This is a genomic window from Castellaniella hirudinis, assembly GCF_047468865.1.
Lineage (GTDB): Bacteria > Pseudomonadota > Gammaproteobacteria > Burkholderiales > Burkholderiaceae_B > Castellaniella > Castellaniella hirudinis_A.
Genome location: NZ_JBLGTV010000020.1, coordinates 1 through 22,315, shown reverse-complemented (window position 1 = coordinate 22,315; position 22,315 = coordinate 1). Strand labels below are relative to the sequence as shown.

Below are 22,315 nucleotides of genomic sequence, written 5' to 3'. Positions count from 1 at the left end.
TCTAAAAAGGTGTGAATATGCTGGATGCCAATCTCAAAGGACAACTGGGGACTTACCTCGAACGGGTGACGCTGCCGATTCAGCTGCGGGCCGCGCTGGACGATAGCGCCCAGTCGCAGGAATTGCGCACCTTTCTAGAAGAAATCGCCGGTCTGTCCGACAAGATCACCCTGGTCGAAGCCGCCGATGGCCGCGTGCCGTCGTTTGAAATCGCCCGGGCGGATAGCGATGTCGGGGTGCGTTTCGCGGGCATGCCGCTGGGCCACGAATTCACGTCGCTGGTGCTGGCGCTGCTGCAGGTGGGCGGCCACCCGCCCAAGCTGGACGACGCCGTCGTCGAACAGATCCGCGCCCTGCCGGGGGACTACCATTTCGAGACCTATTTCTCGCTGTCGTGTCAAAACTGCCCGGACGTGGTGCAAGCGCTCAACGCCATGTCGGTGATCAATCCGCGCATCCGCCACGTGGCCATCGACGGGGCTTTGTTCCAGGCTGAGGTCCAGCAGCGCGAGATCCTGTCCGTGCCCGCCGTATTCCTCAATGGCGAACTCTTTCACCAGGGCCGCGCCGGGGTGGAAGAATTGCTGGCCCAGCTGGATGTCGGCGACGACAGCGCCAAGGTCGACGCCCTGAATGCCCGCGAAGAATTCGACGTGCTGGTGGTGGGTGGCGGCCCGGCGGGCGCGGCGGCGGCCGTGTACGCGGCGCGCAAGGGCATCCGTACCGGCGTGGTGGCCGAACGCTTCGGCGGCCAGGTGCTGGACACCATGGCTATCGAAAACTACATTTCGGTGCTGGAAACCGAAGGCCCCAAGTTCGGCGTGGCGCTGGAGCAGCACGTCAAGGCCTATGAGGTCGATATCATGAACCTGCAGCGGGCCAGCCGCCTGGTGCCGGGCAAATCCATCCAGGTCGAACTGGCCAGCGGCGCGGTGCTGAAGGCCAAGAATGTCATCCTGTCCACCGGCGCGCGCTGGCGCCAGATCAACGTGCCGGGCGAAGACGAATATCGCAATCGCGGGGTGGCCTATTGCCCGCACTGCGACGGCCCCTTGTTCAAGGGCAAGCACGTCGCCGTCATCGGCGGGGGCAACTCCGGGGTCGAGGCCGCCATCGACCTGGCCGGCATCGTGGGCCATGTCACCCTGATCGAGTTCGGCGATGCGCTGCGAGCCGACGATGTCTTGCAGCGCAAGCTGCGCAGCCTGCCCAACGTCACCATTCTGGTCTCCGCCCAGACGACCGAAATCCATGGGGATGGCAAGCGGGTGGTGGGTCTCAGCTATAAAGACCGCGCCAGCGGCGCGGATCGCCGGGTCGAGCTGGACGGGGTCTTCATCCAGATCGGCCTGGTGCCCAACACCGAGTGGCTGAAGGGCGCGGTGGATCTGACCCCGCATGGCGAGATCGTGGTCGATGCCCGGGGCCAGACCTCGGTGCCCGGGGTGTTTGCGGCGGGCGACGCCACCACGGTGCCCTACAAGCAGATCATCATCGCCGCCGGCGAAGGGGCCAAGGCCGCCTTGTCGGCCTTCGATCACCTGATCCGCAGTTCGGTGGATACCGGCGAAATCGCCGCCGCGTGATCGCTGCCGGCGCGGCGCGTCACACACAGTGCGGCCGCGCCGCGCGGGCTTGTCCAGCCGGAGCAGCTGCCCGCGCCATCAGCACCACCCGCGCCCGGCATCATTGCTGACCTTGCCGACTGTCCGCCCCGCCGGACGGTTTGCGTCACTGGGCTGCCCCGGGCAGGCGCAAATCGCTGCTTGGCTATCGCGGCGCGGCTATCGCGCTTGCGGCGTGTTCGTCATTTTGCCGCGCCGGTGTTTTTGCCGCGTAAAATAGGCCATCCCGGTTCATCCGCTGCGGCGGTTTCTTTCCATGTTCTCAGAATACGGCGTCCTGGACGTCTGGACGTATCTGGCTGGCGTCATTTTCATCGTGCTGTTGCCAGGGCCCAATTCCCTGTTTGTCCTGGCCGTGGGGGCGGGCCGGGGCGTGCGGGCCGGATACCAGGCCGCGTGCGGGGTGTTCCTGGGCGATACCATCCTGATGACGCTCACCGCCGCCGGGGCGGCCTCGGTGCTCAAGCTGCTGCCGGTCGTGTTCCTGGCCCTGAAGGCCGTGGGGGCGGTTTATCTCAGTTATCTGGGCATCCGGCTGCTGCTGTCGGCCTGGCGTCCCGCGCATCAGCAAGCCAAAACGGTCTCCATCGCCGCCGGCAAGCCATTTCACAAGGCGCTGCTGCTGAGTCTACTGAACCCCAAGGCCATTTTGTTCCTGCTGTCGTTTTTCGTGCAGTTCGTCGATCCCGCCTACGCGCATCCCGCCTTGTCGTTTTTCATTTTGGCCGTGATCCTGCAGGTGTGCAGCGCCCTTTATCTGTCCGCCCTGATTTTCGGCGGTGCGCGCCTGGCCGCCGCGTTTCGCCGCCGCCAGGGGCTGGCGCGCACCGGCAGCGGCTTGGTGGGGGTGCTGTTCCTGTGGTTTGCCGGCCGCATGGCCCTTGAGGCTTGAAGTTTTCCGGCGTGCCTGCCTGCATCACAGTGCGTTAATATTGCATATTCATCAACCGTGATGTTGCGGTGCAGAATTGCTGGATATGGCGCATTGGCGCGGCTGTCGGGCCGCGCCAGCCGGGCAGCTTTGGTGTTTCTAGGGGTTAATCCCCTTTAGGCCGCCGCCTGCTTCCTCAGTAGAATTTTTCGCATCTCGGCTGTTTTTGCGAACCATTCCGACAGGTTGCCCGTATGACCCCACGCCTGGTCTTGCGCCAGATTTCCAAATCCTACCCCGCCGTGCGCGCCAACGACGGCGTGGATCTCACCGTCCAGCCTGGTGAAATCCATGCCGTGCTGGGCGAAAACGGCGCCGGCAAGTCCACCCTGATGAAAATCATCTACGGGGTGGTGCGTCCCGATGCGGGCGTCATCCAATGGGATGGCCGCGACATCCAGATCGCCAATCCGGCCTCCGCGCGGGCGCTGGGCCTGGGCATGGTGTTCCAGCATTTTTCCTTGTTCGATACGCTTACCGTGGCCGAAAACATCGCGCTGGGCCTGCCGGGCGACACCGATCTGCACGAACTCGCCGGCCGCATTGCCGACACCGCCCATCAGTACGGCCTGGACGTCGAGCCGCATCGCCACGTGCACACCCTGTCGGTGGGCGAGCGCCAGCGCGTGGAAATCGTGCGCGCCTTGCTGGGCAAGCCCCGGCTGCTGATCCTGGACGAGCCCACCTCGGTGCTGACGCCCCAGGCGGTGCAGCGCCTGTTCGCCGTCTTGCGCCAGTTGGCCGACGAAGGCTGCAGCATTCTGTACATCAGCCATAAGCTGGACGAAATCCGCAGTCTGTGCCACCGCTGCACGGTGATGCGGGCCGGGCGGGTCACCGGGGTCTGCGATCCGCGCCAGGAAACCGATGCCAGTCTGTCGCGCATGATGATCGGGGCCGATTTGCCGGTTCAGCAGCGCCAGGCCCGCGATCCCGGCGCCGTCTTGCTGCAGGTGCGCGGTCTGGATCTTCCCCCCGCGCACCCTTTTGCGACGCCGCTGTCGCAGCTGTCCCTCGATCTGCATGCGGGTGAAATTCTGGGGGTGGCGGGCGTGTCGGGCAATGGGCAGCAAGAGCTCATCGGGGTCTTGTCGGGCGAGGATCGCCGCGCCTCGCCGGCGGCGATTCTGCTGGATGGCCAGCCCATCGGGCGGCAATCCGCCGCCTGGCGGCGGGCCCGGGGCCTGGCCTTCGTGCCCGAAGAACGCCTGGGGCGGGGGGCCGTGCCCGAACTCTCGCTGGCGCGCAATCTGTTGCTGTCGCATCAGGGGGCCGATACCATCCGCCATGGCTGGATACGCAACCACGCGGTGCAGCGCATCACCCAGGACATCATCCAGCGCTTTCGCGTCAAAGCCTCGGGCCCGCAGGCCCTGGCGGGCAGCCTGTCGGGGGGCAATCTGCAAAAATTCATCGTCGGACGCGAAGTCGTGCGCCAGCCCCGGCTGCTGCTGGTCGCCCAGCCCACCTGGGGGGTGGATGTCGGCGCGGCCGCGCAGATCCACGGCGAACTCCTCGCGTTGCGCGAGGCGGGCTGCGCGATCCTGCTGATTTCCGAAGAACTCGACGAACTGCTCGAACTCTCCGACCGCCTGCTGGTCATGGCCAAGGGCCGGCTGTCGCCGCCCATCGCCCGCAAAGACGCCAGCCGCGAACGCATCGGCCAGTGGATGAGCGGCCTGTGGCCGGGCGCCGAGGCCGCCCCCGCCGTCCCGGAGGCCACGCATGCTTGAACTGATCCCCCGGGGCGAACCCTCGCGCCGCATGGCGCTGCTGTCGCCGATCCTGGCCCTGGCGCTGACGGCCCTGTGCGGCGTGGCCATGTTCCTGGTCGTTGGCCGATCCCCGTTGCAAGGGCTGAATGTCTTTTTCATCCAGCCGCTGACCAGCCTGCAGGGCTGGGCCGAAATCGGCGTCAAGGTCGCCCCTTTATTGTTGTGCGCCGTGGGTCTGTCCCTGTGTTTCCGGGCCAATATCTTCAACATCGGGGCAGAGGGCCAACTGGTGATGGGGGCCATTGTGTCGGGGGGCTTCATCCTGCAGTTCGACGACGGCCTGGGCGGAGGGGGCGGGCCGCTCATGATCACGCTGGCCCTGCTGGCCGGGGCCGTGGGCGGGGCCGCCTGGGCCGCGCTGGTGGCCTGGCTGCGCGATGCCTACCACACCAACGAAATCCTGGTGTCGCTGATGCTGGTGTATGTGGCCGAGCTCTTGCTCAGTTATCTGGTGCACGGGGTCATGCGCGACCCCGACGGCTTTGGTTTTCCGCAGTCGCGCATGTTCGACGATGGCTTTCTGCTGCCGGTCTGGCCGGGCACGCGCCTGCACCTGGGGCTGCCGCTGGCCGTGCTGGCGGCCGGTTTCGCCTGGCTGCTGCTGGCGCGCCTGTTTGCCGGCTATCGGCTGACCGTCGGCGGGCTGGCCCCCATGGCCGCCCGCTACGCCGGGTTTTCCTCGCGCCAAGCCCTGTGGGGCTGTCTGCTGGGCTCGGGGGCCCTGGCCGGGGTGGCCGGGGCGGTCGAAATCATGGGCCCCATCGGCCAGGTCACCCCTTCGGTGTCGCCGGGCTACGGTTTTGCCGCCATCATCGTGGCATTCGTGGGACGGCTGCATCCCATCGGGGTTGTGTTCGCCAGCTTCATCATGGCGCTGTTCTATATCGGCGGCGAACTCTCCCAGACTCGGCTGGGCATGCCCAGCGCCATCACCGGCATCTTTCAGGGCATTTTGCTGTTTTCCCTGCTGGCCTGCGATGTGCTTATCCACCAACGCCTGCGCTGGAGACGCTGAATCATGGATGCTTTAGCCCCTTTGATTGCCGCCGCCATGAACGCCGGCACCCCCCTGATGCTGGCGGCCCTGGGCTTGCTGATCAACGAAAAGTCCGGTGTCATCAACCTGGGCTCCGAAGGCATGATGCTGGTGGCGGCCGCCTTGGGTTTCGCGGTGACGGTGCATTCCGGCAGCACGGCGGTGGGGTTTGCCGCCGGCGCCCTGGCCGGCGCCCTGATGGCCGGGCTGTTCGCCTGGATCGTGGTCTGGCTGGGGGCCAATCAGGTGGCTTGCGGCCTGGCCTTGTCGCTGTTCGGCGTGGGGGCGTCGGCCTCCATCGGCCTGCCTTACGTCGGGGCCACCATCCAGGCCGGGGCCTGGTCCATCCCGGGGCTGGGCAGCTTGCCGTTTGTCGGGCCCGCTTTGTTCCAGCACCATCCCATGGTGTATGCCGCCCTGCTGCTGGCCCTGGGCCTGTCCTGGTTTCTGTATCGCACGCGCGCGGGCCTGGTGCTGCGCGCCGTGGGCGAGTCCCCCGAATCCGCGCACGCCCTGGGGTATTCCGTGCGCCGCATCCGTCTGGCGGCCCTGTTGTTCGGCGGGGCCTGCTGTGGCCTGGCGGGGGCCTTCATGTCGCTGGTCTACACCCCCATGTGGGTCGAAGGCATGGTAGCCGGCCGGGGCTGGATCGCCCTGGCGCTCACTCCCTTCGCCACTTGGCGCCCCTTGCGCGTGCTGGTGGGGGCCTATCTGTTCGGCGGCATCACGATCCTGACCTTCCACATGCAGGCGCTGGGGGTGCCCATCGCTTCCCAATTGTTGTCCATGCTGCCCTACCTGGCCACCATCCTGGTGCTGGTTCTGATTTCCCGCAACGTCAACTGGATACGCATCAATATGCCCGCCTCGCTGGGGCGCGCCTTCAATCCCAATCATTAACGCCGCTTTCGATCCTGGAGACCGACATGAAAACGCATCTGATCCGCAAAACCCTGGGGGCCGCCACGGCGGCCGCCTGCCTGTGGGCCGCCGGCCCGGCCCTGGCCGACGAACCCCTGAAAATCGGCTTTGTCTACGTCAGCCCCATCGGCGAAGCCGGCTGGACCTGGCAGCAGGAACTGGGCCGCCAATACATGATGCAGCAGCTGGGCGACAAGGTTCAGACGCAAATCGTCGAGGACGTGCCCGAAGGGGCAGATGCCGAGCGCGTCATCCGCGACCTGGCCCAACAGGGCAACAAGCTGATCTTCACCACGTCCTTTGGCTACATGAATCCCACCATCAAGGTGGCGCGCCAGTTCCCGGACGTCAAGTTCGTGCACTCCACGGGGTACAAGACCGCGCCCAACGTGGCCACCACCAATGCCCGCTTCTATCAGTCTCGCTATGTGGCCGGCGTGCTGGCGGGGCACAAGACCGAAACCGGCGTGGTCGGCTATGTGGGGGCGTATCCCATCCCCGAAGTCCTGCAGGGGATCAATGCCTTTACCCGGGGGCTGCGCAGCGTCAAGCCCGATGCCACGGTGCGCGTGATCATGGTCAACAGCTGGTTCGACCCGGGCAAGGAACGCGACGCCGCGCTGGCCTTGCTGGATCAGGGGGCGGATATCGTCACCCATCACACGGATTCCACCGCCACGGTGCAGGCGGCTGAAGAACGCGGCAAGTGGGCCGTGGCCTATCATTCCGACATGCAAAAATTCGGCCCCAAGGCCCAGCTGGGCGCGGTGACCCACCACTGGGGGCCTTACTTCACCCGTGAAGCCCAGGCTGTGCTGGACGGCACCTGGCAGCCCGACCAGGTTTGGGGCGGCTTCAAGGAAGACATGGTGGCCTTCGAGGGCCTGGGGCCCGACGTGGACGATCAGCTGAAAGCCCTGCTGCAAGCCCAGGAAGACGCCATCGCTGATGGCTCGTTGAATGTGTTTGCCGCCCCGGTCAAGACCAACGACGGCAAGGTCATCCTGGCTGAAGGCGCCCTGGACGACGCTGGCCTGAACGCCATGGATTACTACGTCGAAGGCGTGGTGGGCAAACTCAGCAAGAACTAAGCCTTGCGCGGCACCGACCAGGTGCTGACCACCTGGGCCACGGGTTCGCCGCCGTTTTCGGGCAAGAGCAGGACTTCGCCGGCCGTCATGCGGCCGGTTTTCAGGATGCTGGCCCGGGCGATGATGCCGCCCGCTGGGGCCCTGCGCAGAAAATTGATGGTCAGGCTGGCGGTGACCGATTCGGGCACGCCGGTGGCGCTGACCACGGCGGCATACAGGGCCAGGTCGGCCAGCCCCATCAGCATGGGGCCTGCCACGATGCCGCCCAGGCGCTGGTTGGCGGGGTTGGGGGGCAGGCGCAGCACGGCCTGTCCATGACGGATGTCCTGCACCTCGATGCCCAGCACGGTGGCAAAAGGATGCAGCCGCGTCAGCAGGTCGCGGAATTCTTCGGTGGTGATGTGGGAAGCCGGCGTGGCTTCCGGGACGGCGGCGGCCGCCAAGGCAGTGGGATCGGACATGGCGCGTGTAAAAGCGGAAAAGCCCATAGTACACCAGCGTTCCGGCGCTATTTTCCCGGATCGGATCGGCCTCGGCGCGCAGGGGCCGACCCCGCCCCGCGCGGTTGACGCGGGCGCGGCCTGACGCCCTGGGCTACGCGGGCGCGGCGGCCTGCGGGCCATCGCTTGCGCGACGCCCGGGCTTATTGGTGGGCGGCTTCCGCGTCCTCGATGAAGTCCAGCACCGCCTGGTTGAATGCGCGGGGGTTGGCCAGATTCATGCCGTGCGCCGCCAGCGCGATGCGCACCCGGCGGGCATCCGGCACCAATTGCTGCAGGCGATCCTGGCGGCTGCCGTATTTGGCGGGGCTGTTGGCCCCGCCCACCAGCAGCAGCGGGCAGGACAGGGCCGCCGCGTCCCGGGCCCGCACGGGGGTATTGGCTTCGCGCACCTGCGACAGCAGGGTCAGGGCATTGTCGCGGCTCATGTCCTTGAACCACGGCACCATGCGCCGCCAGGTATCCGCCCCGTTGACCGTATCAATGAATTCCTGCAAGGCGAGGTCGATGTCGCCCGCCTGCAGCTGGCCGATGGTCTGGGCATAGAATGGCGGGGATTCCGGCTCGTCGTCGAAACGGAACCCCGGGTCGGCCAGGGTCAGCGACCGGCACAGCGCGGGCGCCAGGGTGGCGAATGCCAGGGCCACCTGGGCCCCGCGTGAATGGCCCACTACATGCACCCCGGTGTGCCGATCCAGGGCGCGCACCAGGTGCGCCAGGTCTTGCGCGTGGGTGTCGATGCTGTAGCCGGGCTGCGGATGGGCCTGCGCGGCGGGCCAGCAGCCCCGCAGGCTGGGCGCCAGAACCTGGTGCCGTTCGGCCAGGGCGGGCGTCTGCCAGCGCCAGTAGCGATAATCGCACAGCGACCCGTGGATCAGCAGCACGGCGGACGCGCCGTGGCCGTACTGGGTGTAGTGCAGCTGCGAATCGGCCAGCGCCAGGATGTGGTGCGGAAGGTCGGGAGCGCGGGACATTACAGCAATTTCAGGCGGTTCTTGGCGGTTTCCGCCGCGTTGCTGCTGGGGTAGTCCTTGGTGATGCGCTGCAGGGTGGCCTTGGCGCCTTTCAGGTCGTTCAGCTCGATCTGGTTGGCGGCCACCACCAGCAGGGCATCCGGGGCGCGGGCGCTGTCGGGGTGCTTCTGCACCAGTGCCTGCATGGATTGGATGGAGTTCTTGAAGCTTTTCGAGGCGTATTGGCTGCTGCCCAGGTAGAACTGGGCATCCGTGGACAGTTCGCTGTCGGGGTAGGCTTCGACGAAGGCCGCGAAACTGGCGGCGGCTTCCGGGTAGCGGCCATTGCGGTATTGGTCGGCGGCGGCCTGGTAGACCGCCTGCTGCTGCGGGTCGTCGGTCTGGACGGACAGCTGCGGGGCGTTGGCCGGGCCGTTGGCGGCCGCCGGGTGGCCGGGGCGGCCCAGTTCTTCCAGGCGGCCCCGCAGGGTGGCGATTTCCTGGTGCAGCATGTCCATTTGGTCGGCCAGCTGCAGGCGCGCCTGCTGGTTTTGGTCTTTCATCTGCTGGATTTGCCCGCGCAGTTCCAGGATGGCGCGGCGGGCCTCGTCATCAGAAAACGCGTGGGCCGCGGTGGCCCCCAGGGCCAGGGCCAGGGTGGCCGATAAAATGGTCAAGCGGTGTGTCACGGCGTGCATAGCGTATCCCTTCTGTGCAGAAAATCGGCAGAAAAAACGCCGTAGCGAGACCGCTACGGCGTTGGCATGGGCTACTGGCGATCAGCGCTGGTAGTCGATGTCGGCGCGGCGGTTTTCGGCGTAGTCGGCTTCGGTGTTGCCCAAGGCCTTCGGACGTTCCTTGCCGTAGCTGATGGCTTCCATTTGGTTGGCGTTGACCCCCAGCAGGCGCATCATGCGTGCCACGGCGTCCGAACGGCGCTGGCCCAAAGCCAGATTATATTCGGTGCTGCCGCGGGCGTCGGTGTTGCCTTCGATGCGGACGTTCTGGCCGGGGTGGCCGCTGAGGTAGCTGGAATGCATTTCAACCACGCTGCGGTATTGCTCCGGCACGGAATAGCTGTCGAAATCGAAGTAGACCGAGCGCTGCTGCGCCAGCGGGCTTTGCGGATTGAAGGGGTCCATAATCTGCCCGGCGGATGCGGAATCCGAGCCGGCGCCGCCGGCGCCGTTTTCGTCTAGCGGCACAGAGCTACAAGCGGCCAAAGAGGCTGCAAAAGCGGCAATGGTCAGGGTCCTGGTGATGCGCGAGCTCATTTAATATCCTTTAAAAAAAAGCGTCACACGGAAAAAATCAATTAGTGAATGGGCCCCAGGCCGGCTCGCGGACTTTGCCGTTGAGCATCGACAGGGTCTGGCGGACGCGGCCGTCAATGGAGGTCACTGCCAGCACGCTACGGCCATTCTGGATGGAACTGTAGAGCACTTGCATGCCATTGGGCGCGTAGCTGGGCGACTGGTCGTCCGGCCCGTCCGTCAGGAGTTGTTCGGCGCCCGAGCCAAAAGCCAGGCTGGCGATCCTGAAAGCACCATTTCTACGGGTAACGTACACCAGTTGTTGTCCATCCGGCGATACCCTGGGTGAAATATTGTAACTCCCCGAGAAGGTCAGGCGCCGGGCCTCGCCGCCGGCCACCGGGACTTCGTATATCTGCGGGCTGCCGCCGCGGTCGCTGGTAAAGACCAGGGACTGCCCATCGGGCGTGTAGTAGGGTTCGGTGTCGATCAGCGGGGAGCGCATGATGCGGCGCAGGTTCGCGCCATCCGCGCTGATGGTGTATATCTGCGAGATGCCGTCCATAGACAGCACAATGGCCAATTGCTGGCCATTGGGCGACCAGGCCGGGGCGCTGTTGTTGCCTTTGTAGTTGGACACCGGCTGGCGCTGCGCCGTGGCCAGGGTCTGGACGTAGATCACCGACTTGCCGGATTCGAAGCTGACGTAGGCCAGTTTCGAGCCGTCCGGGGACCAGGCCGGCGAGATAATGGGCTGCTTGGAGCGCAGCATGACCTGGGGATTCTGGCCATCCGCGTCAGCAATTTGTAACTCATATCCGTTGCTGGATTGCAACACATAGGCGATGCGCGTGGAAAACACGCCCCGGATGCCGGTGATTTTTTCGTAGATGCGATCGGCGATGCGGTGTGCGATCCGGCGCAGTTCGGCCTCGGTGCCATTGAAGACCGCGCTGTCCAGTTCGGCTTTGCGCACGTTGTCCAACAGCCGATAGCTGACCGAATACTGATCGCCGTTTTTGGTGATGCCCCCCAGGGCCAGGTAGTCGGCCCCCCGCGCCTGCCAGGTGGCGTAATCCACCGTGCTTTGCAGGTCGAGATCGGCCCCGGCGGTGTTGATCAGGCGAAACTGGCCGGATCGGGTGAGATCCGCGCGAATGACTTCCGGCACGGACGTCCCGCTGGGCTCACCGGAAAAATCGGCGATGGCGATCGGGTACTGGGTGGCGCCCACCCCGGAAATATCGACGCGCAACTGGGCCTGCGCGCCGCCGGCGGCAAAGGCCGCCAAGGCCAGGCCCAGGCTGGCGGCGGCCGCGCGCCGCCAGAGGCGTTCGAGAAAGCCAGAGGCTGTGGCAAGAAACATGGGGCTATCTCCTTTCTGAATCTGTAGGCTCATACATGCTGTACTGGACGTCAATATACGACGGATATTTGCCGCTGGGGGGCTTGGGGAAGGGCGAGCAGGCCGTGATGCCCTTTTGCACCGCATCATCAAACCGGGGGATGCCGGAAGAACGGATCAGGGTAGCGCCCTGAACCTTGCCATCCGATCCCAGGCGCGTGCGGAATTCCACCGTGGGGTTGTTGCTCCCGGTGCGCGGGGGCGGGTTGTAGATGACCCCCGGCTTCACGCAGGCGCGAATCTTGGCCGCGTAGCCGTCGTTGCCTCCGCCGCCGCCTTGCTGGTTGCGGTTGGCGTTGCCGTCGGGGATGCCGGCCGCTTCGGAGACCGCCCCGCGCATGGCGGCCTTCAGGGCTTCGCGCTTGGCGGCGGCTTCCTTGGCGGCTTTTTCCTTGGCCGCCTTCTCGGCGGCGGCCTTGGCCGCGGCCTCCTTGGCTGCTTTGTCTTTGGCGGCCTTATCGGCTGCGGCTTTCTCCGCAGCGGCTTTTTCTGCGGCCGCTTTTTCCTTGGCGGCTTTCTCGGCTGCGGCCTTTTCTGCAGCAGCCTTCTCCGCCGCCGCTTTTTCGGCCGCCGCTTTTTCAGCAGCGGCCTTGTCAGCAGCAGCCTTGTCAGCAGCAGCCTTTTCAGCAGCAGCCTTCTCGACCGCAGCCTTCTCGACCGCCGCCTTCTCCGCAGCGGCTTTCTCCGCCGCCGCTTTTTCTTTGGCGGCCTGCTCGGCGGCCAAGCGGGCTTGTTCGCGCTTCAGCTGTTCCTGTGCCAGCCGTTCGGCTTCTTCGCGGGCTTTGCGTTCTTTGGCCAGGGCGATTTCGGCATCGGCTTGGGCCTTGGCGGCGGCCTCGGCCCGCGCCTGGGCTTCGGCCAACTGCGCCTGGCGCGCCGCTTCAGCCTGGGCGGCCGCCTGTTCGCGCGCCGCCTCGGCCTGCGCCGCTTCCTGACGGGCTGCTTCTTGGCGGGCCGCTTCTGCCTGCGCCGCTTCGGCTTCCGCCACCGCCTTGGCTTCGGCTTCGGCCCGCTCGGCTTCGGCCCGCGCCGCTTCTTCGGCCGCCTCGTCTGGTTCGGGCGGCGGCGTGGTTTCGGCGCCGTCTTCGGGTGATGTGGCCTCGGCCACGCTGCCCTGGGCCCACAACTCGACCTGCACCGGGCCGGCGCTGTTGGGCGCCGAGGAAAAGCCGAAGATCATCAACAGGATCAGTGCGCCGTGGGCCAGGGCGGACCACAGCAGCCCGATGCGATCATCGCGCCGATCCGGGTCGGGCCGATTATTGCGGGAACGAGCAAGCCAAGTCATGGGATCAGTACGCCGCCTTCATGGAGAAGATCATTGACGCGCTCCCGTGGCGGTCTGGTTGACCAGCAGACCCAGCTTGGAAATCCCGCCGTCGCGCAATTGATCCATGACCTGCATGACGGTTTCGTAGGGCACTTTGCCATCGGCGGAAATCACCACCGGCGTGTTCGGGGTGATGGCGGCGCGCACGGTGGCCAGCAGGTTGGCCTTGTCGACCGGCTGGAAGGCCGCGCCGCCTTCGCGCACGCGCAGGGCCAGGGCGCCCTGGGCGTCGATCTGGACTTCCACGGGCTGGGCGGGCACTTCGGACGCTGTGCCGACCGAAGGCAGTTCGATCTGGCCGGGGGTGATCATGGGGGCGGTGACCATGAAGATCACCAGCAAGACCAGCATGACGTCGATGTAGGGAACGACGTTGATGTCATTTTTCATGCGGCGTGCGCGGCGGCTGCTGATAGACGTCATATCAATGCACCTGGCGCTGCAGGATGTTGAGGAATTCTTCGATGAAGCTTTCGTAGCGGATCGACAGGCGGTCGATTTCGTTGGTGAAGCGGTTGTACGCCAGCACGGCGGGGATGGCGGCGAACAGGCCGATGGCGGTGGCGATCAGGGCTTCGGCGATGCCGGGGGCCACGGCGGCCAGCGTGGCCTGCTGCATGGTGGACAAGCCCATGAAGGCGTGCATGATGCCCCAGACCGTGCCCAGCAGGCCGATGTAGGGGCTGACCGAGCCGGTGGACGCCAGGAAGTTCAGGTGTGATTCGACACTGTCCATCTCGCGCTGAAAGGCGGCCTTCATGGCCCGCCGCGGGGCGTCCAGAATGGTGTCGCCCCGGCTGGAGGAACGCCGGGCCTTGATGAATTCAGTCATGCCGGCGTCGAAGATGCGCGCCAGGGCGCCGTGTTCGTCGCGTCGGCTGGCAACGGCCTGTTGCAGCACGGTCAGGTCGCCGCCCGCCCAGAAGTCGTCTTCGAATTGGCGGGTTTGCTCGTTGGCGCGTTTCAGGGCGGCCCGTTTGCTGAAGATGTAAGTCCAGGACAGGACGGACGCCCCCAATAGAATCAGCATGACGATCTGCACGGGCAGGCTGGCATTGCCGATCAGGGACAGCAGCGACAAATCGCTAGAAGCTTCCATGGTTAGTGAATGGCCTTGTTCAAAAGGTCCCGCAAGGCGGGGGATAGACGGATGGGTTTGAAAGTGCGGGCGTGCACCGTGCAGATCTGGACTGTGGCGGCGGCCAAAAGTTCATCTTCGCGCCATGCCTGCTGGTGGAAATCCAGCGTGGAGGCACGCAGCCGCGAGATCGAGGTGTGGATATGAATCACGTCGTCCAGGCGGGCCGCCTGCCGATAGGCAATGTCCGCATGTCTGACCACAAACATCATTTGTTCTTGAGCTGCAAGTTCGCGTTGATCGACCCCGAGCGCGCGCAGCCATTCGGTGCGGCCCCGCTCGAAGAATTTCAGGTAATTGGCGTAATACACGACGCCGCCGGTGTCGGTGTCTTCGTAATATACGCGAATGGCCAGTGCGCCGGAAGGATTGGGCGTTTTGGTGATCATTTTTTGGTTAACCTGTGTGACATATCCGCTGGTTTCCAGGGCATGGATCGCCCGCCGGCCCGTGGCGGGCCGGTGTCCGGGCGGCGGTTGGCGGCCGCCCGGCCGTCACTGCGGTTTGCTCCGGCGCCGGCCGTGTCCGCCGGCGCGGCGCTTGCCTGGTCATGTCTTGATGCCTTAAAGGGTTTTCAGGGTTTCCAGTATGTAGGGCACGGCCTGATCGGGGCTGATTTTGTGAGCTTCCGTTTCGCGGCGCGCCTGGATTTCGACCACGCCTTCCTTCAGGCCGCGATCGCCCAGGGTCACGCGCAAGGGCACCCCGATCAGTTCCCAATCGGCGAACATGGCGCCGGGGCGGCTGTCGCGGTCGTCCAGGATCACGTCGATCCCCTGGGCCGACAACGCCTGGTAAAGGCTTTCGGCCGCGTTGCGAACGGTTTCACTTTTGCCGAAGCCGATGGGGCACAGAACGACTTCAAAAGGGGCCAGGGCGCGGGGCCAGATCATGCCGCGCGCGTCGTGGTTCTGTTCGATGGCGGCCGCCGCGATCCGGCTGACCCCGATGCCGTAGCAACCCATTTGCATGACGGCGGGCTTGCCGTCCGTGTCCAGAAACGTGGCATTCATGGCGCGGGAATACTTGTCGCCCAGGAAGAACACGTGGCCGACTTCGATGCCGCGCTGGATGGACAGCCGGCCGCCCTGGGGGGCGGGGTCGCCCGCCACGACGTTGCGCAGGTCGGCGACCCGGTCGGGTTCGGGCAGGTCGCGGCCCCAATTGACGCCGCTCAGGTGGTAGCCCGCTTCGTTGGCGCCGCAGACAAAGTCGCCCATGTGGGCCACGGTCAGGTCGGCCACCACCGTGATTTTGCCGCGATCCAGCCCCACCGGGCCCAGGTAGCCGGGCGTGCAGGCGAACACGTCCTGGATTTCGGCTTCGGTGGCCAGGCGATAGCCGTTTTCCAGGCCGGGCAGCTTGCTGACCTTGATGTCGTTGGTTTCGTGGTCGCCGCGCAGCATCAGCAGCCACAAGCGGGCGGGGCCATCGGCGGAGTCGGTGGCCAGGGCGACGGATTTGATGGTGCGCGACAGCGGCAGCCCCAACTGGCTGGCCACGATTTCGCATTTCGGGGCGTCGGGTGTGGCGCGTTTTTCGAGGGCTTCGCGGGCCGGTTCGCGGGCGTCCAGCAGGCAGGGCGCGTCGGCCAGTTCGATGTTGGCGGCGTAATCCGAATCCGGGTTGTAGACGATCAGGTCTTCGCCGGTGTCGGCGATCACCTGGAATTCGTGGCTGCGCGATCCGCCGATCGAGCCCGTATCGGCGGCCACGGCCCGGAAAGTCAGGCCCAGGCGGGTGAAGATGCGCTGGTAGGCATCGTACATCCGGTCATAGCTGGCCAGGGCGCCGGCTTCGTCGCGGTCGAAGGAATAGGCGTCCTTCATGGTGAATTCGCGCCCGCGCATCAGGCCGAAGCGCGGCCGGCGCTCGTCGCGGAACTTGGTCTGGATATGGTAGAAATTGACCGGCAGCTGGCGCCAGCTGTGGATTTCGTTGCGGGCGATGTCGGTGATGACTTCTTCCGAGGTGGGTTGCAGCACGAAGTCGCGCTGGTGGCGATCCTTGATGCGCAGCAGCTCGGCGCCGTATTGCTCCCAGCGCCCGGTTTCCTGCCAGAGCTCGGCGGGCTGAACCACCGGCATCAGCAGTTCGATCGCGCCGGCGCGGTTCATTTCTTCGCGCACGATGGTTTCGATCTTGCGCAGAACCTTCAGCCCCATGGGCATGTAGGTGTAAATACCGCCCGCGATCTTGCGGATCATGCCGGCGCGGGTCATCAACTGGTGGCTGACGACCTCGGCTTCGGCCGGGGCTTCTTTCAGGGTGTTCAGGTGGTACTTGGAGGCGTACATGGTAGGGATCCCGAAGGGTACGTATAATCGAAGGTCATTGTATTGAATTCACAACCGAGGTGGCCCCCATGTTGGACCGAGAAGGCTACCGTCCCAATGTCGGCATCATTCTCGTGAACCAGAAAAACGAGGTTTTCTGGGGTAAACGCATCCGCGAACACGCGTGGCAGTTTCCGCAGGGCGGCATCAAGCACGGCGAAACCCCCGTGCAGGCGATGTACCGCGAACTTCACGAGGAAACCGGCCTGCAGGCCGAGCATGTCCGCATCCTGGGGCGTACCCGAGACTGGCTGCGTTATACCGTGCCAGACCACTACGTGCGCCGAGAACTCCGCGGCCACTACAAAGGCCAGAAGCAAATCTGGTTCCTGCTGCGCATGGTCGGCCGCGATAGCGATGTGTCGTTGCGCGCCAGCGAAACGCCCGAATTCGACGCCTGGCGCTGGAACGCCTATTGGGTGCCGCTGGATGCCGTGATCGAATTCAAACGCGAAGTCTACACCCTGGCGCTCAACGAGCTCTCCGGCCTGCTGTTCCGCCGGGGCCGGGAAAACCGTTATCTGCGCCACCGGGGACACCGCTCACCCGCGCCGTCGGGCCAGTCGCCCGCCTCGGCGAGGTCGTCCCGCAATCCGTCCACCACCTAACACAGGATACTTTGCATGCTCGAAGATCTCGACGCCCTGTCGCTGCGCGTCCAGCGGGCGGTTCAGCTGGCACAGGGCCTGCAGGCCGAACGCGCCGACTTGATGGCCCAAATCCAGCAGCTCCAGCAGCGCTGCCAGGCCCTGCAAACCCAGCAGGCCGCCGAGCGCGACGAATTCGCGCGCATGTCCGAAAGGCTGGCGCGCCACGACCTCGAACTCCAGGCCGCGCAAAAAGAATCCGCCCAGGCGCGTGGCACCCTGGAAATCCAGCTGCACGAACAGCGCGCCCATGCGCAATCCCTGCAGCACAGCCTGCAGGCGTCGCAGGCGGACTGCGACCGTCTGCGCACGGCCGCCTCCGGGGCGCAGCAGCAGATCGAACTCATCCTTGAACGCCTGCCCGGCGCGGAGGCCTGAACGATGGAACGCGTAGACGTATCAATTCTGGGGCGCGACTATTCGCTGGCCTGCCCCGCCGCCGAAAAACCCGCCCTGCTGGCCGCCGTGCGTCAGGTCGATCAGCGCATGCTGGCTATCAAGGGCACGGGCAAGGTTGCCAGCAACGAACGCATCGCGGTCATGGCCGCCATCCAGATCGCCAACGAACTGCTTACCCTGCGCGCGCCCGATGGTCCGCTCAGTGATATCGCGGTCGGCGATTTCAGGGGTAAAATCGACGACATGAACCAAATGCTGGATAAAATTCTCACCAATACCGATTAACCGTTTTAAGTCCCTGCCGTGTTCGAGACCTGGCCATACATTCCTTGAACCAATGCTAATTGGCATCGGTTGCCGGATTGGCGGGCGGGTGTGCTACCTTCACTGGATAGCCCGAAACCTGACTGATGGCGACCACCGTGAACTCCGGTTCCGGGATGCCGGCCTAGACGGCACAGGCGGGGCATTTATTCTCAGCGCGCCTGTTTTGGCTGCGCACTGGGTTTTCGCAGCCGGGCAGCGCGCCGTTTCGCGCCTGCTGGGCGGGGTCAGCGACTGCCCAGCCCTCCCGATGAAGCACCCGGCCTGCCGTGGCATCGCGGCGGGCATTTTTTTTATCAAAGCAAAAGGGCCACTATGACACGTTTCAAGACCATCTCTCCGGGCCGCCCGGCTCTTTTCCAACGCGCGGCGCGCGGGCCGGATCGGGTCGCTGCCCGCTGGCGCGCCTTTGTGGGGAGCGGCCTGGTGCTGGGCGCCTGGCTGGCGCTGGCCCCGGTCGCCCAGGCCGCGACCGACCCCGACCCGTATCCCCGGGCCACGCTGTCGGCTCAGGCCAGCACCGAAATCCAGCAAGATACGGTGCGGATTACGCTGGCGGCAGAACTTTCCGCCGCCACGCAGCAGCAGGTCTCCGACCAGCTCAACACCCGCTTGGACGCCGCCATGAAACTGGCCAAGGGCCACGACGGCATCCAGGCGCGCAGCGGCGCCTATCGCGTGTGGCCGTCCGTGGGGCGCGACGGCAAAATCGCCGAATGGCGCGGGCGGGCGGAAATCATCCTGACGTCCCGGCAGTTCGATGCCGCGTCGCAGCTGGCCGCGCAGATGTCCCCGCACCTGGCGATCGACGGCCTGGCCTTTTCTGTCTCCCCGGATCGCCAGGCGGCGGAAGAACAAAAGCTGCTGGAACAAGCCGTGCAGGCTTTTCGGCAGCGCGCCCAGGCCCTGACCGATGCGCTGGAATTCCCGGGCTACCGTCTGTATTCCCTGGATCTGGGGGGCTCGGGGGCTGTCCCGTATGCGCCGGCGCCGCGCATGATGATGAGCGCGATGGCCGCCGACAAGGTGGCCGCCCCCCTGGAAGCCGGCCAGGAAACCATTACGGTGTCGGTGCAGGGGGTGATTGTCTTGCTGCCCATACAAACAGCCCCAGGCCAATCAGCACCATCGGAATAGACAGCAACTGGCCCATCGACAGCCCCCCCGCCAGCAGCCCCAGGAAATCATCGGGTTCGCGGGTGAATTCCACCAGGAACCTGAGCACGCCGTAGGCCATCAGAAAAACCGCGCTGGTTTGCCCCATGGGCCGGGGCTTGCGGGCAAACCACCAGAGCAGGGCAAACAGCGCGAAGCCTTCCAGGCCCATTTCGTACAGTTGCGACGGGTGGCGCGCCAGGCCGTCCTGGCTGCCCGGGAACACCATGGCCCAGGGCAGGTCGGTGGGCCGTCCCCACAGTTCTCCGTTGATGAAATTGCCCAGCCGCCCCGCCGCCAGGCCCAGGGGGATCAGCGGGGCGATGAAATCGCCGACGGCCAGCAGCGGCAGGCCGCGCTTGCGGGCGAACCACAGCATGGCGATGCTGACGCCCAGCAGGCCGCCGTGAAACGACATGCCGCCTTGCCAGACGTACAGGATCGAGGCCGGGTGGGCGAGGTAATCGCCCAGTTTGTAAAACAGCGCATAGCCCAGGCGCCCGCCCAGCACCACCCCCAGTACGCCGTAGAAGATGATGTCTTCCAGATCGCGCAGGGTGATGTCGCCCGGGTAGTGCTGGATGCGCCAGCGTCCCAGCAGCCAGGCCAGGGCGAAGCCCGCCAAGTACATCAGCCCATACCAGTGTATGGCCAGCGGGCCAATCTGCAGGGCAATCGGGTCAATCTGAGGAAAAGGCATGGCATGCACCGCAAACGAGAACAATCCGGGATAATAGTGTATTCGTTGGGCCGATCAGCGGTTGTCGAGCGCGTCCGGCGTAAAACGGGCGTGGCGGTTGCCGCGGCCGGTTCGTGTCTTGTTTGGACAAAGGCTTGCGCAATGCAGGAAACCAGTATGGAATGCGCCATTTTGGGCGGGGGTTGTTTTTGGTGTCTGGAGCCCGTGTTCCGCGCCCTGGCCGGGGTGCGGGACGTTCAGCCCGGCTATTGCGGCGGCGAAACGCCGTCGCCCAGCTATCGGCAGGTGTGCGCCGGGGATACCGGGCACGTCGAAGTTGTTCAGGTGCTGTTCGATCCCGGCCAGTTGTCGTATCGCACCCTGCTGGATGTGTTTTTCGGCATCCACGATCCCACCACCCCGGATCGGCAGGGCAACGATGTTGGGCCGCAGTATGCGTCGGTGATTTTTTACCAGGACAGCCGCCAGCACCAGGTGGCGCAGGACACCCTGGCGCAGGCCCAGACCTATTTCGATGCGCCCATTTGCACCCGGATTCAGGCGGCGGGCGTCTTCTGGCCCGCCGAAGCCGACCACCAGGACTACTACCGGCGCAATCCCGACCAAGGCTATTGCCGCCTGGTCATCAGCCCCAAGATGGCCAAGTTCCGCCAGCGCTACGCCCGCCTGTTGCGGCTGGACTGACGCGGCCGGACTTGACGCGCAGCCGGACTGACCCTGTTCAGGTTTCCCGCGCCGCCAGGCGCTTGCCCCAGCGGGTGTGGGGCTGCGTCAGCGCCGCCATGCCAGCCAGTATGCCCAGCGTCACCAGGCTGCGCAGCACCAGGATGATCCAGATGTCGGCCCCCAGGGCCAGGATCAGCAGGGTGTCTTCGATCAGGGCGTGGCACAGCGACAGCCACGACAGCGCCAGCAGCCGTGTGCGCGGGCTGAAATTGTCGCGTTCGGCGGCTTCGATGATCAGCGCACCGCCGTAGGCCAGACCCAGCAGCACGCCCACCGTGGTCAGCGGGGCTGCGCGTTCTTCCAGCCCCGAAAGCCGGAGCACCGGCGTCAGCAGCCGGGTCACCAGGCGGGTCACCCCCAGCCGTTCCAGTAAATCCAGCAGCACCACCAGCACGACGATGATCGCCAGCACCAGCAGCAGGGATTCCCCTGTGGACCACAGCCAGGTCAGCACATCGGGCGGCCCCTGGGTCAGACCCGAATCCTGGCGCATCCAGGCGAACGACACCGGGTCTTGCAGCCAGCCCAGGGCATGGCACGTCCAGGTGACCGCCGCGCCATAGAGTATCCCCGCCCCGATGCGCAGGCTGCCGGTGACCAAGGCGCTGGCCCCGGCCCGGCGCACCACGGCCTGTTCCGTGGGGATGTTGTGGGCGAACAGCATCATGGCCCCCAGGGCGCTGATCTGGGCCACGTTCATGTCCAGCCCGTCGGACAGCGCCGCCATCGAGGCCATGCCCCCGTAGATATTGGTGATGATGGTGGTCACCCAGATGATCCCCGCCTGCGGCGGCAGACCCAGCACAGCCATGGCGGGCGCCAGGGCTTCGCCCGCCAGCCGGACCAGGCCCAGACGGTCGGCCACATAGACGATCACCATGACGGGCACCATGATGCGGGCAATCGTCAGAAACATGCGCGTGCTGCGCTGGCGGATGGTGTTCAGGTAAGCAAGCATCTTCGTCTATCAAAGGAGGGCGTTATCGTCCATCAAAGCGGGGCGTCACCGCACGCCGCGGCTGTTGCGCCCTGGCGCGGTTGCTACGCCCTGGCGCGGCGAGAAGCGCCAGGCATCGGGCGCCGGGGAGGATACCCATTGCCAATGCGGGGGTGCTTCGCCTATTCTGATGCCCCTGGAATCCTGTGCCCAAGCCTCAGATGACATACACCCCTGTCGCATCCATGTCGGATAATACCCGGAAGTCGTCATGATCCTCGCGGCGGATCTGGACGAGATCGATTGCCGCCTGCTGACGTTGCTGCAGCACGACGGCCGCATCAGCAACCAAGAACTCGCCGCGCAGGTGGGCTTGTCCCCCAGCCCTTGCCTGCGGCGCGTCAAGCGCCTGGAAGACCTGGGCTATATCCGCCGCTATGTCGCCCTGGCCGACCCGGTTCGCCTGGGCCTGGGGCTGCTGGCCTATATCTCGGTGCGTCTGGACAAGTCATCCCGAGCCGGGCACGAGGCCATCTCCGGCTTTGCGCAAGCAGTGCAAGACTGGCCCGAAGTCATCCAGTGCTATGCGATGTCGGGCGACATGGATTACCTGCTGCGGATTCAGGTCAGCGACCTGGCCGCGTTTTCGCATTTCGCCATGGAGACCTTGATGCGCCATCCCGCCGTGGTGGATATCCGCAGCAGCTTCGCCCTGTTGTCGATCAAGGAAACCACCGAGCTGCCCGTGCAGCCGGGGCAGGGGGCGTCATCCTGATTTGCGCGCATTGAAAAAACCGTGCTATAGTTCGACCTCTTCGCCGTCAGGCACCCAGGGTTAACCCTGGTATCACCGAGTCATCGGTGCGGTGCCCGGCTCAGTTGGCGGGGGTTTGCAGGCCACGGCCCGACTCCCGCGACACGCCGGCGACGAAGTGTTGGCCTCGGTCAATGGCAGTACGGCTTGACATTGAAACTTAATTCTGTTTTAATGGCGGGCTTGGATGGGAATATGCAGCAATGCTTTTCAATCCGCAGCGGGTCGTGATGCTCAGGGGGTTTTTCCTGGTTTCACGGGGGTTTGGCAGATGTTGCCGGCAGCTTGCCGGTGGCGATCCGGCAAAACCAGAAGATCA

At 65.4% G+C, this 22,315-nt stretch carries 24 protein-coding genes and 1 other RNA gene; 13 read left to right on the top strand and 12 right to left on the bottom strand.

Annotated elements, in window-relative coordinates:
• Nucleotides 1-17: 17 nt before the first annotated feature.
• From ahpF to ACMHYJ_RS16040, 6 genes are all read left to right on the top strand, one after another.
• Nucleotides 18-1,586 carry an alkyl hydroperoxide reductase subunit F gene (ahpF, locus tag ACMHYJ_RS16065; RefSeq protein WP_414247185.1) on the top strand — a complete coding sequence of 523 codons (1,569 nt, stop codon included), beginning with the start codon at nucleotides 18-20 and terminating at the stop codon, nucleotides 1,584-1,586.
• 295 nt (nucleotides 1,587-1,881) lie between these two features.
• On the top strand, nucleotides 1,882-2,517 hold the full coding sequence (gene leuE, locus ACMHYJ_RS16060; protein WP_414247184.1) for a leucine efflux protein LeuE: 636 nt from the start codon (nucleotides 1,882-1,884) through the stop codon (nucleotides 2,515-2,517).
• 233 nt (nucleotides 2,518-2,750) lie between these two features.
• Nucleotides 2,751-4,289 carry an ABC transporter ATP-binding protein gene (locus tag ACMHYJ_RS16055; protein WP_414247183.1) on the top strand — a complete coding sequence of 513 codons (1,539 nt, stop codon included), beginning with the start codon at nucleotides 2,751-2,753 and terminating at the stop codon, nucleotides 4,287-4,289.
• Nucleotides 4,282-5,346, top strand: a complete 1,065-nt coding sequence (locus ACMHYJ_RS16050) for an ABC transporter permease (RefSeq protein ID WP_414247182.1) — start codon at nucleotides 4,282-4,284, stop codon at nucleotides 5,344-5,346. Before ACMHYJ_RS16055 ends, ACMHYJ_RS16050 begins: the two co-directional genes overlap by 8 nt.
• A gap of 3 nt (nucleotides 5,347-5,349) precedes the next feature.
• Entirely contained in the window at nucleotides 5,350-6,267 is a 918-nt protein-coding gene (locus tag ACMHYJ_RS16045) for an ABC transporter permease (RefSeq protein WP_414247181.1), read from the top strand.
• 26 nt (nucleotides 6,268-6,293) lie between these two features.
• Nucleotides 6,294-7,379: a BMP family ABC transporter substrate-binding protein gene (locus ACMHYJ_RS16040; protein ID WP_414247180.1), complete on the top strand. Its 1,086-nt coding sequence runs from the start codon at nucleotides 6,294-6,296 to the stop codon at nucleotides 7,377-7,379.
• Here ACMHYJ_RS16040 and ACMHYJ_RS16035 read toward each other — a convergent pair.
• From ACMHYJ_RS16035 to ACMHYJ_RS15990, 10 genes are all read right to left on the bottom strand, one after another.
• Nucleotides 7,376-7,840 (bottom strand): PaaI family thioesterase, encoded by a 465-nt coding sequence (locus ACMHYJ_RS16035; protein WP_414247179.1) that lies wholly within the window; start codon nucleotides 7,838-7,840, stop codon nucleotides 7,376-7,378. The genes ACMHYJ_RS16040 and ACMHYJ_RS16035 overlap by 4 nt on opposite strands.
• Nucleotides 7,841-8,022: 182 nt before the next feature.
• Nucleotides 8,023-8,853 (bottom strand): alpha/beta fold hydrolase, encoded by an 831-nt coding sequence (locus tag ACMHYJ_RS16030; protein WP_414247178.1) that lies wholly within the window; start codon nucleotides 8,851-8,853, stop codon nucleotides 8,023-8,025.
• Nucleotides 8,853-9,530 carry a tol-pal system protein YbgF gene (gene ybgF / locus ACMHYJ_RS16025; RefSeq protein ID WP_414247177.1) on the bottom strand — a complete coding sequence of 226 codons (678 nt, stop codon included), beginning with the start codon at nucleotides 9,528-9,530 and terminating at the stop codon, nucleotides 8,853-8,855. The genes ACMHYJ_RS16030 and ybgF overlap by 1 nt, the downstream gene beginning before the upstream one ends.
• Nucleotides 9,531-9,611: 81 nt before the next feature.
• Nucleotides 9,612-10,106, bottom strand: coding sequence for a peptidoglycan-associated lipoprotein Pal (gene pal, locus ACMHYJ_RS16020; protein ID WP_414247176.1), 495 nt, complete (start codon nucleotides 10,104-10,106; stop codon nucleotides 9,612-9,614).
• A gap of 37 nt (nucleotides 10,107-10,143) precedes the next feature.
• Nucleotides 10,144-11,451, bottom strand: coding sequence for a Tol-Pal system beta propeller repeat protein TolB (gene tolB / locus ACMHYJ_RS16015; protein ID WP_414247174.1), 1,308 nt, complete (start codon nucleotides 11,449-11,451; stop codon nucleotides 10,144-10,146).
• Nucleotides 11,452-11,455: 4 nt separating this feature from the next.
• On the bottom strand, nucleotides 11,456-12,778 hold the full coding sequence (tolA, locus tag ACMHYJ_RS16010; protein ID WP_414247173.1) for a cell envelope integrity protein TolA: 1,323 nt from the start codon (nucleotides 12,776-12,778) through the stop codon (nucleotides 11,456-11,458).
• A gap of 30 nt (nucleotides 12,779-12,808) precedes the next feature.
• Nucleotides 12,809-13,243, bottom strand: a complete 435-nt coding sequence (gene tolR, locus ACMHYJ_RS16005) for a protein TolR (RefSeq protein WP_414247171.1) — start codon at nucleotides 13,241-13,243, stop codon at nucleotides 12,809-12,811.
• A 1-nt stretch (nucleotide 13,244) separates the two neighbouring features.
• A complete protein-coding gene (tolQ, locus tag ACMHYJ_RS16000) occupies nucleotides 13,245-13,919 on the bottom strand; it encodes a protein TolQ (RefSeq protein ID WP_414247170.1) in 675 nt (224 codons plus the stop codon).
• 2 nt (nucleotides 13,920-13,921) lie between these two features.
• Nucleotides 13,922-14,347, bottom strand: a complete 426-nt coding sequence (gene ybgC, locus ACMHYJ_RS15995; protein WP_414247169.1) for a tol-pal system-associated acyl-CoA thioesterase — start codon at nucleotides 14,345-14,347, stop codon at nucleotides 13,922-13,924.
• A 174-nt stretch (nucleotides 14,348-14,521) separates the two neighbouring features.
• Nucleotides 14,522-16,255 carry a proline--tRNA ligase gene (locus ACMHYJ_RS15990; protein ID WP_414247168.1) on the bottom strand — a complete coding sequence of 578 codons (1,734 nt, stop codon included), beginning with the start codon at nucleotides 16,253-16,255 and terminating at the stop codon, nucleotides 14,522-14,524.
• 68 nt (nucleotides 16,256-16,323) lie between these two features.
• Between ACMHYJ_RS15990 and ACMHYJ_RS15985 the strand changes: the two genes are divergently transcribed.
• From ACMHYJ_RS15985 to ACMHYJ_RS15965, 5 genes are all read left to right on the top strand, one after another.
• Nucleotides 16,324-16,902 (top strand): RNA pyrophosphohydrolase, encoded by a 579-nt coding sequence (locus tag ACMHYJ_RS15985; protein WP_414247167.1) that lies wholly within the window; start codon nucleotides 16,324-16,326, stop codon nucleotides 16,900-16,902.
• 15 nt (nucleotides 16,903-16,917) lie between these two features.
• Complete coding sequence (locus ACMHYJ_RS15980; protein ID WP_414247166.1) at nucleotides 16,918-17,319, top strand: hypothetical protein; 402 nt, start codon at nucleotides 16,918-16,920, stop codon at nucleotides 17,317-17,319.
• A 3-nt stretch (nucleotides 17,320-17,322) separates the two neighbouring features.
• The gene (locus tag ACMHYJ_RS15975; RefSeq protein ID WP_414247165.1) at nucleotides 17,323-17,625 is read left to right on the top strand and encodes a cell division protein ZapA; all 303 of its coding nucleotides are present in this window, start codon (nucleotides 17,323-17,325) and stop codon (nucleotides 17,623-17,625) included.
• 7 nt (nucleotides 17,626-17,632) lie between these two features.
• Nucleotides 17,633-17,812: non-coding RNA, 6S RNA (ssrS, locus tag ACMHYJ_RS15970), on the top strand.
• Between the two features lie 167 nt (nucleotides 17,813-17,979).
• Nucleotides 17,980-18,801, top strand: coding sequence for an SIMPL domain-containing protein (locus ACMHYJ_RS15965; RefSeq protein ID WP_414247164.1), 822 nt, complete (start codon nucleotides 17,980-17,982; stop codon nucleotides 18,799-18,801).
• On the opposite strand, the gene lgt is transcribed toward ACMHYJ_RS15965, so the two are convergent.
• Nucleotides 18,725-19,519, bottom strand: a complete 795-nt coding sequence (lgt, locus tag ACMHYJ_RS15960) for a prolipoprotein diacylglyceryl transferase (protein ID WP_414247163.1) — start codon at nucleotides 19,517-19,519, stop codon at nucleotides 18,725-18,727. The two genes, ACMHYJ_RS15965 and lgt, sit on opposite strands and share 77 nt — an antisense overlap.
• A gap of 156 nt (nucleotides 19,520-19,675) precedes the next feature.
• On the opposite strand from lgt, the gene msrA reads away from it, so the two are divergent.
• A complete protein-coding gene (gene msrA / locus ACMHYJ_RS15955; RefSeq protein ID WP_414247162.1) occupies nucleotides 19,676-20,203 on the top strand; it encodes a peptide-methionine (S)-S-oxide reductase MsrA in 528 nt (175 codons plus the stop codon).
• A gap of 37 nt (nucleotides 20,204-20,240) precedes the next feature.
• Here the strand turns inward: msrA and ACMHYJ_RS15950 are convergent, their stop codons facing one another.
• Nucleotides 20,241-21,203, bottom strand: a complete 963-nt coding sequence (locus tag ACMHYJ_RS15950) for a nucleoside recognition domain-containing protein (RefSeq protein WP_414247161.1) — start codon at nucleotides 21,201-21,203, stop codon at nucleotides 20,241-20,243.
• Nucleotides 21,204-21,453: 250 nt separating this feature from the next.
• On the opposite strand from ACMHYJ_RS15950, the gene ACMHYJ_RS15945 reads away from it, so the two are divergent.
• A complete protein-coding gene (locus ACMHYJ_RS15945) occupies nucleotides 21,454-21,957 on the top strand; it encodes an Lrp/AsnC family transcriptional regulator (protein WP_414247160.1) in 504 nt (167 codons plus the stop codon).
• Nucleotides 21,958-22,315 lie beyond the last annotated feature (358 nt).

What these genes read in the sequence shown, in the direction of transcription:
- ACMHYJ_RS15945 (WP_414247160.1), top strand. Translation starts at nt 21,454, where the DNA reads ATGATCCTCGCGGCGGATCTGGACGAGATCGATTGCCGCCTGCTGACG.
- ACMHYJ_RS16040 (WP_414247180.1), top strand. Translation starts at nt 6,294, where the DNA reads ATGAAAACGCATCTGATCCGCAAAACCCTGGGGGCCGCCACGGCGGCC.
- ACMHYJ_RS15985 (WP_414247167.1), top strand. Translation starts at nt 16,324, where the DNA reads ATGTTGGACCGAGAAGGCTACCGTCCCAATGTCGGCATCATTCTCGTG.
- tolB (WP_414247174.1), bottom strand. Translation starts at nt 11,451, where the DNA reads ATGTTTCTTGCCACAGCCTCTGGCTTTCTCGAACGCCTCTGGCGGCGC.
- ybgF (WP_414247177.1), bottom strand. Translation starts at nt 9,530, where the DNA reads ATGCACGCCGTGACACACCGCTTGACCATTTTATCGGCCACCCTGGCC.
- ybgC (WP_414247169.1), bottom strand. Translation starts at nt 14,347, where the DNA reads ATGATCACCAAAACGCCCAATCCTTCCGGCGCACTGGCCATTCGCGTA.
- pal (WP_414247176.1), bottom strand. Translation starts at nt 10,106, where the DNA reads ATGAGCTCGCGCATCACCAGGACCCTGACCATTGCCGCTTTTGCAGCC.
- ahpF (WP_414247185.1), top strand. Translation starts at nt 18, where the DNA reads ATGCTGGATGCCAATCTCAAAGGACAACTGGGGACTTACCTCGAACGG.
- leuE (WP_414247184.1), top strand. Translation starts at nt 1,882, where the DNA reads ATGTTCTCAGAATACGGCGTCCTGGACGTCTGGACGTATCTGGCTGGC.
- ACMHYJ_RS16035 (WP_414247179.1), bottom strand. Translation starts at nt 7,840, where the DNA reads ATGTCCGATCCCACTGCCTTGGCGGCCGCCGCCGTCCCGGAAGCCACG.
- ACMHYJ_RS16030 (WP_414247178.1), bottom strand. Translation starts at nt 8,853, where the DNA reads ATGTCCCGCGCTCCCGACCTTCCGCACCACATCCTGGCGCTGGCCGAT.
- lgt (WP_414247163.1), bottom strand. Translation starts at nt 19,519, where the DNA reads ATGCCTTTTCCTCAGATTGACCCGATTGCCCTGCAGATTGGCCCGCTG.
- tolA (WP_414247173.1), bottom strand. Translation starts at nt 12,778, where the DNA reads ATGACTTGGCTTGCTCGTTCCCGCAATAATCGGCCCGACCCGGATCGG.
- ACMHYJ_RS15975 (WP_414247165.1), top strand. Translation starts at nt 17,323, where the DNA reads ATGGAACGCGTAGACGTATCAATTCTGGGGCGCGACTATTCGCTGGCC.
- ACMHYJ_RS15980 (WP_414247166.1), top strand. Translation starts at nt 16,918, where the DNA reads ATGCTCGAAGATCTCGACGCCCTGTCGCTGCGCGTCCAGCGGGCGGTT.
- ACMHYJ_RS15950 (WP_414247161.1), bottom strand. Translation starts at nt 21,203, where the DNA reads ATGCTTGCTTACCTGAACACCATCCGCCAGCGCAGCACGCGCATGTTT.
- msrA (WP_414247162.1), top strand. Translation starts at nt 19,676, where the DNA reads ATGGAATGCGCCATTTTGGGCGGGGGTTGTTTTTGGTGTCTGGAGCCC.
- ACMHYJ_RS15965 (WP_414247164.1), top strand. Translation starts at nt 17,980, where the DNA reads ATGACACGTTTCAAGACCATCTCTCCGGGCCGCCCGGCTCTTTTCCAA.
- tolR (WP_414247171.1), bottom strand. Translation starts at nt 13,243, where the DNA reads ATGACGTCTATCAGCAGCCGCCGCGCACGCCGCATGAAAAATGACATC.
- tolQ (WP_414247170.1), bottom strand. Translation starts at nt 13,919, where the DNA reads ATGGAAGCTTCTAGCGATTTGTCGCTGCTGTCCCTGATCGGCAATGCC.
- ACMHYJ_RS16055 (WP_414247183.1), top strand. Translation starts at nt 2,751, where the DNA reads ATGACCCCACGCCTGGTCTTGCGCCAGATTTCCAAATCCTACCCCGCC.
- ACMHYJ_RS16050 (WP_414247182.1), top strand. Translation starts at nt 4,282, where the DNA reads ATGCTTGAACTGATCCCCCGGGGCGAACCCTCGCGCCGCATGGCGCTG.
- ACMHYJ_RS15990 (WP_414247168.1), bottom strand. Translation starts at nt 16,255, where the DNA reads ATGTACGCCTCCAAGTACCACCTGAACACCCTGAAAGAAGCCCCGGCC.
- ACMHYJ_RS16045 (WP_414247181.1), top strand. Translation starts at nt 5,350, where the DNA reads ATGGATGCTTTAGCCCCTTTGATTGCCGCCGCCATGAACGCCGGCACC.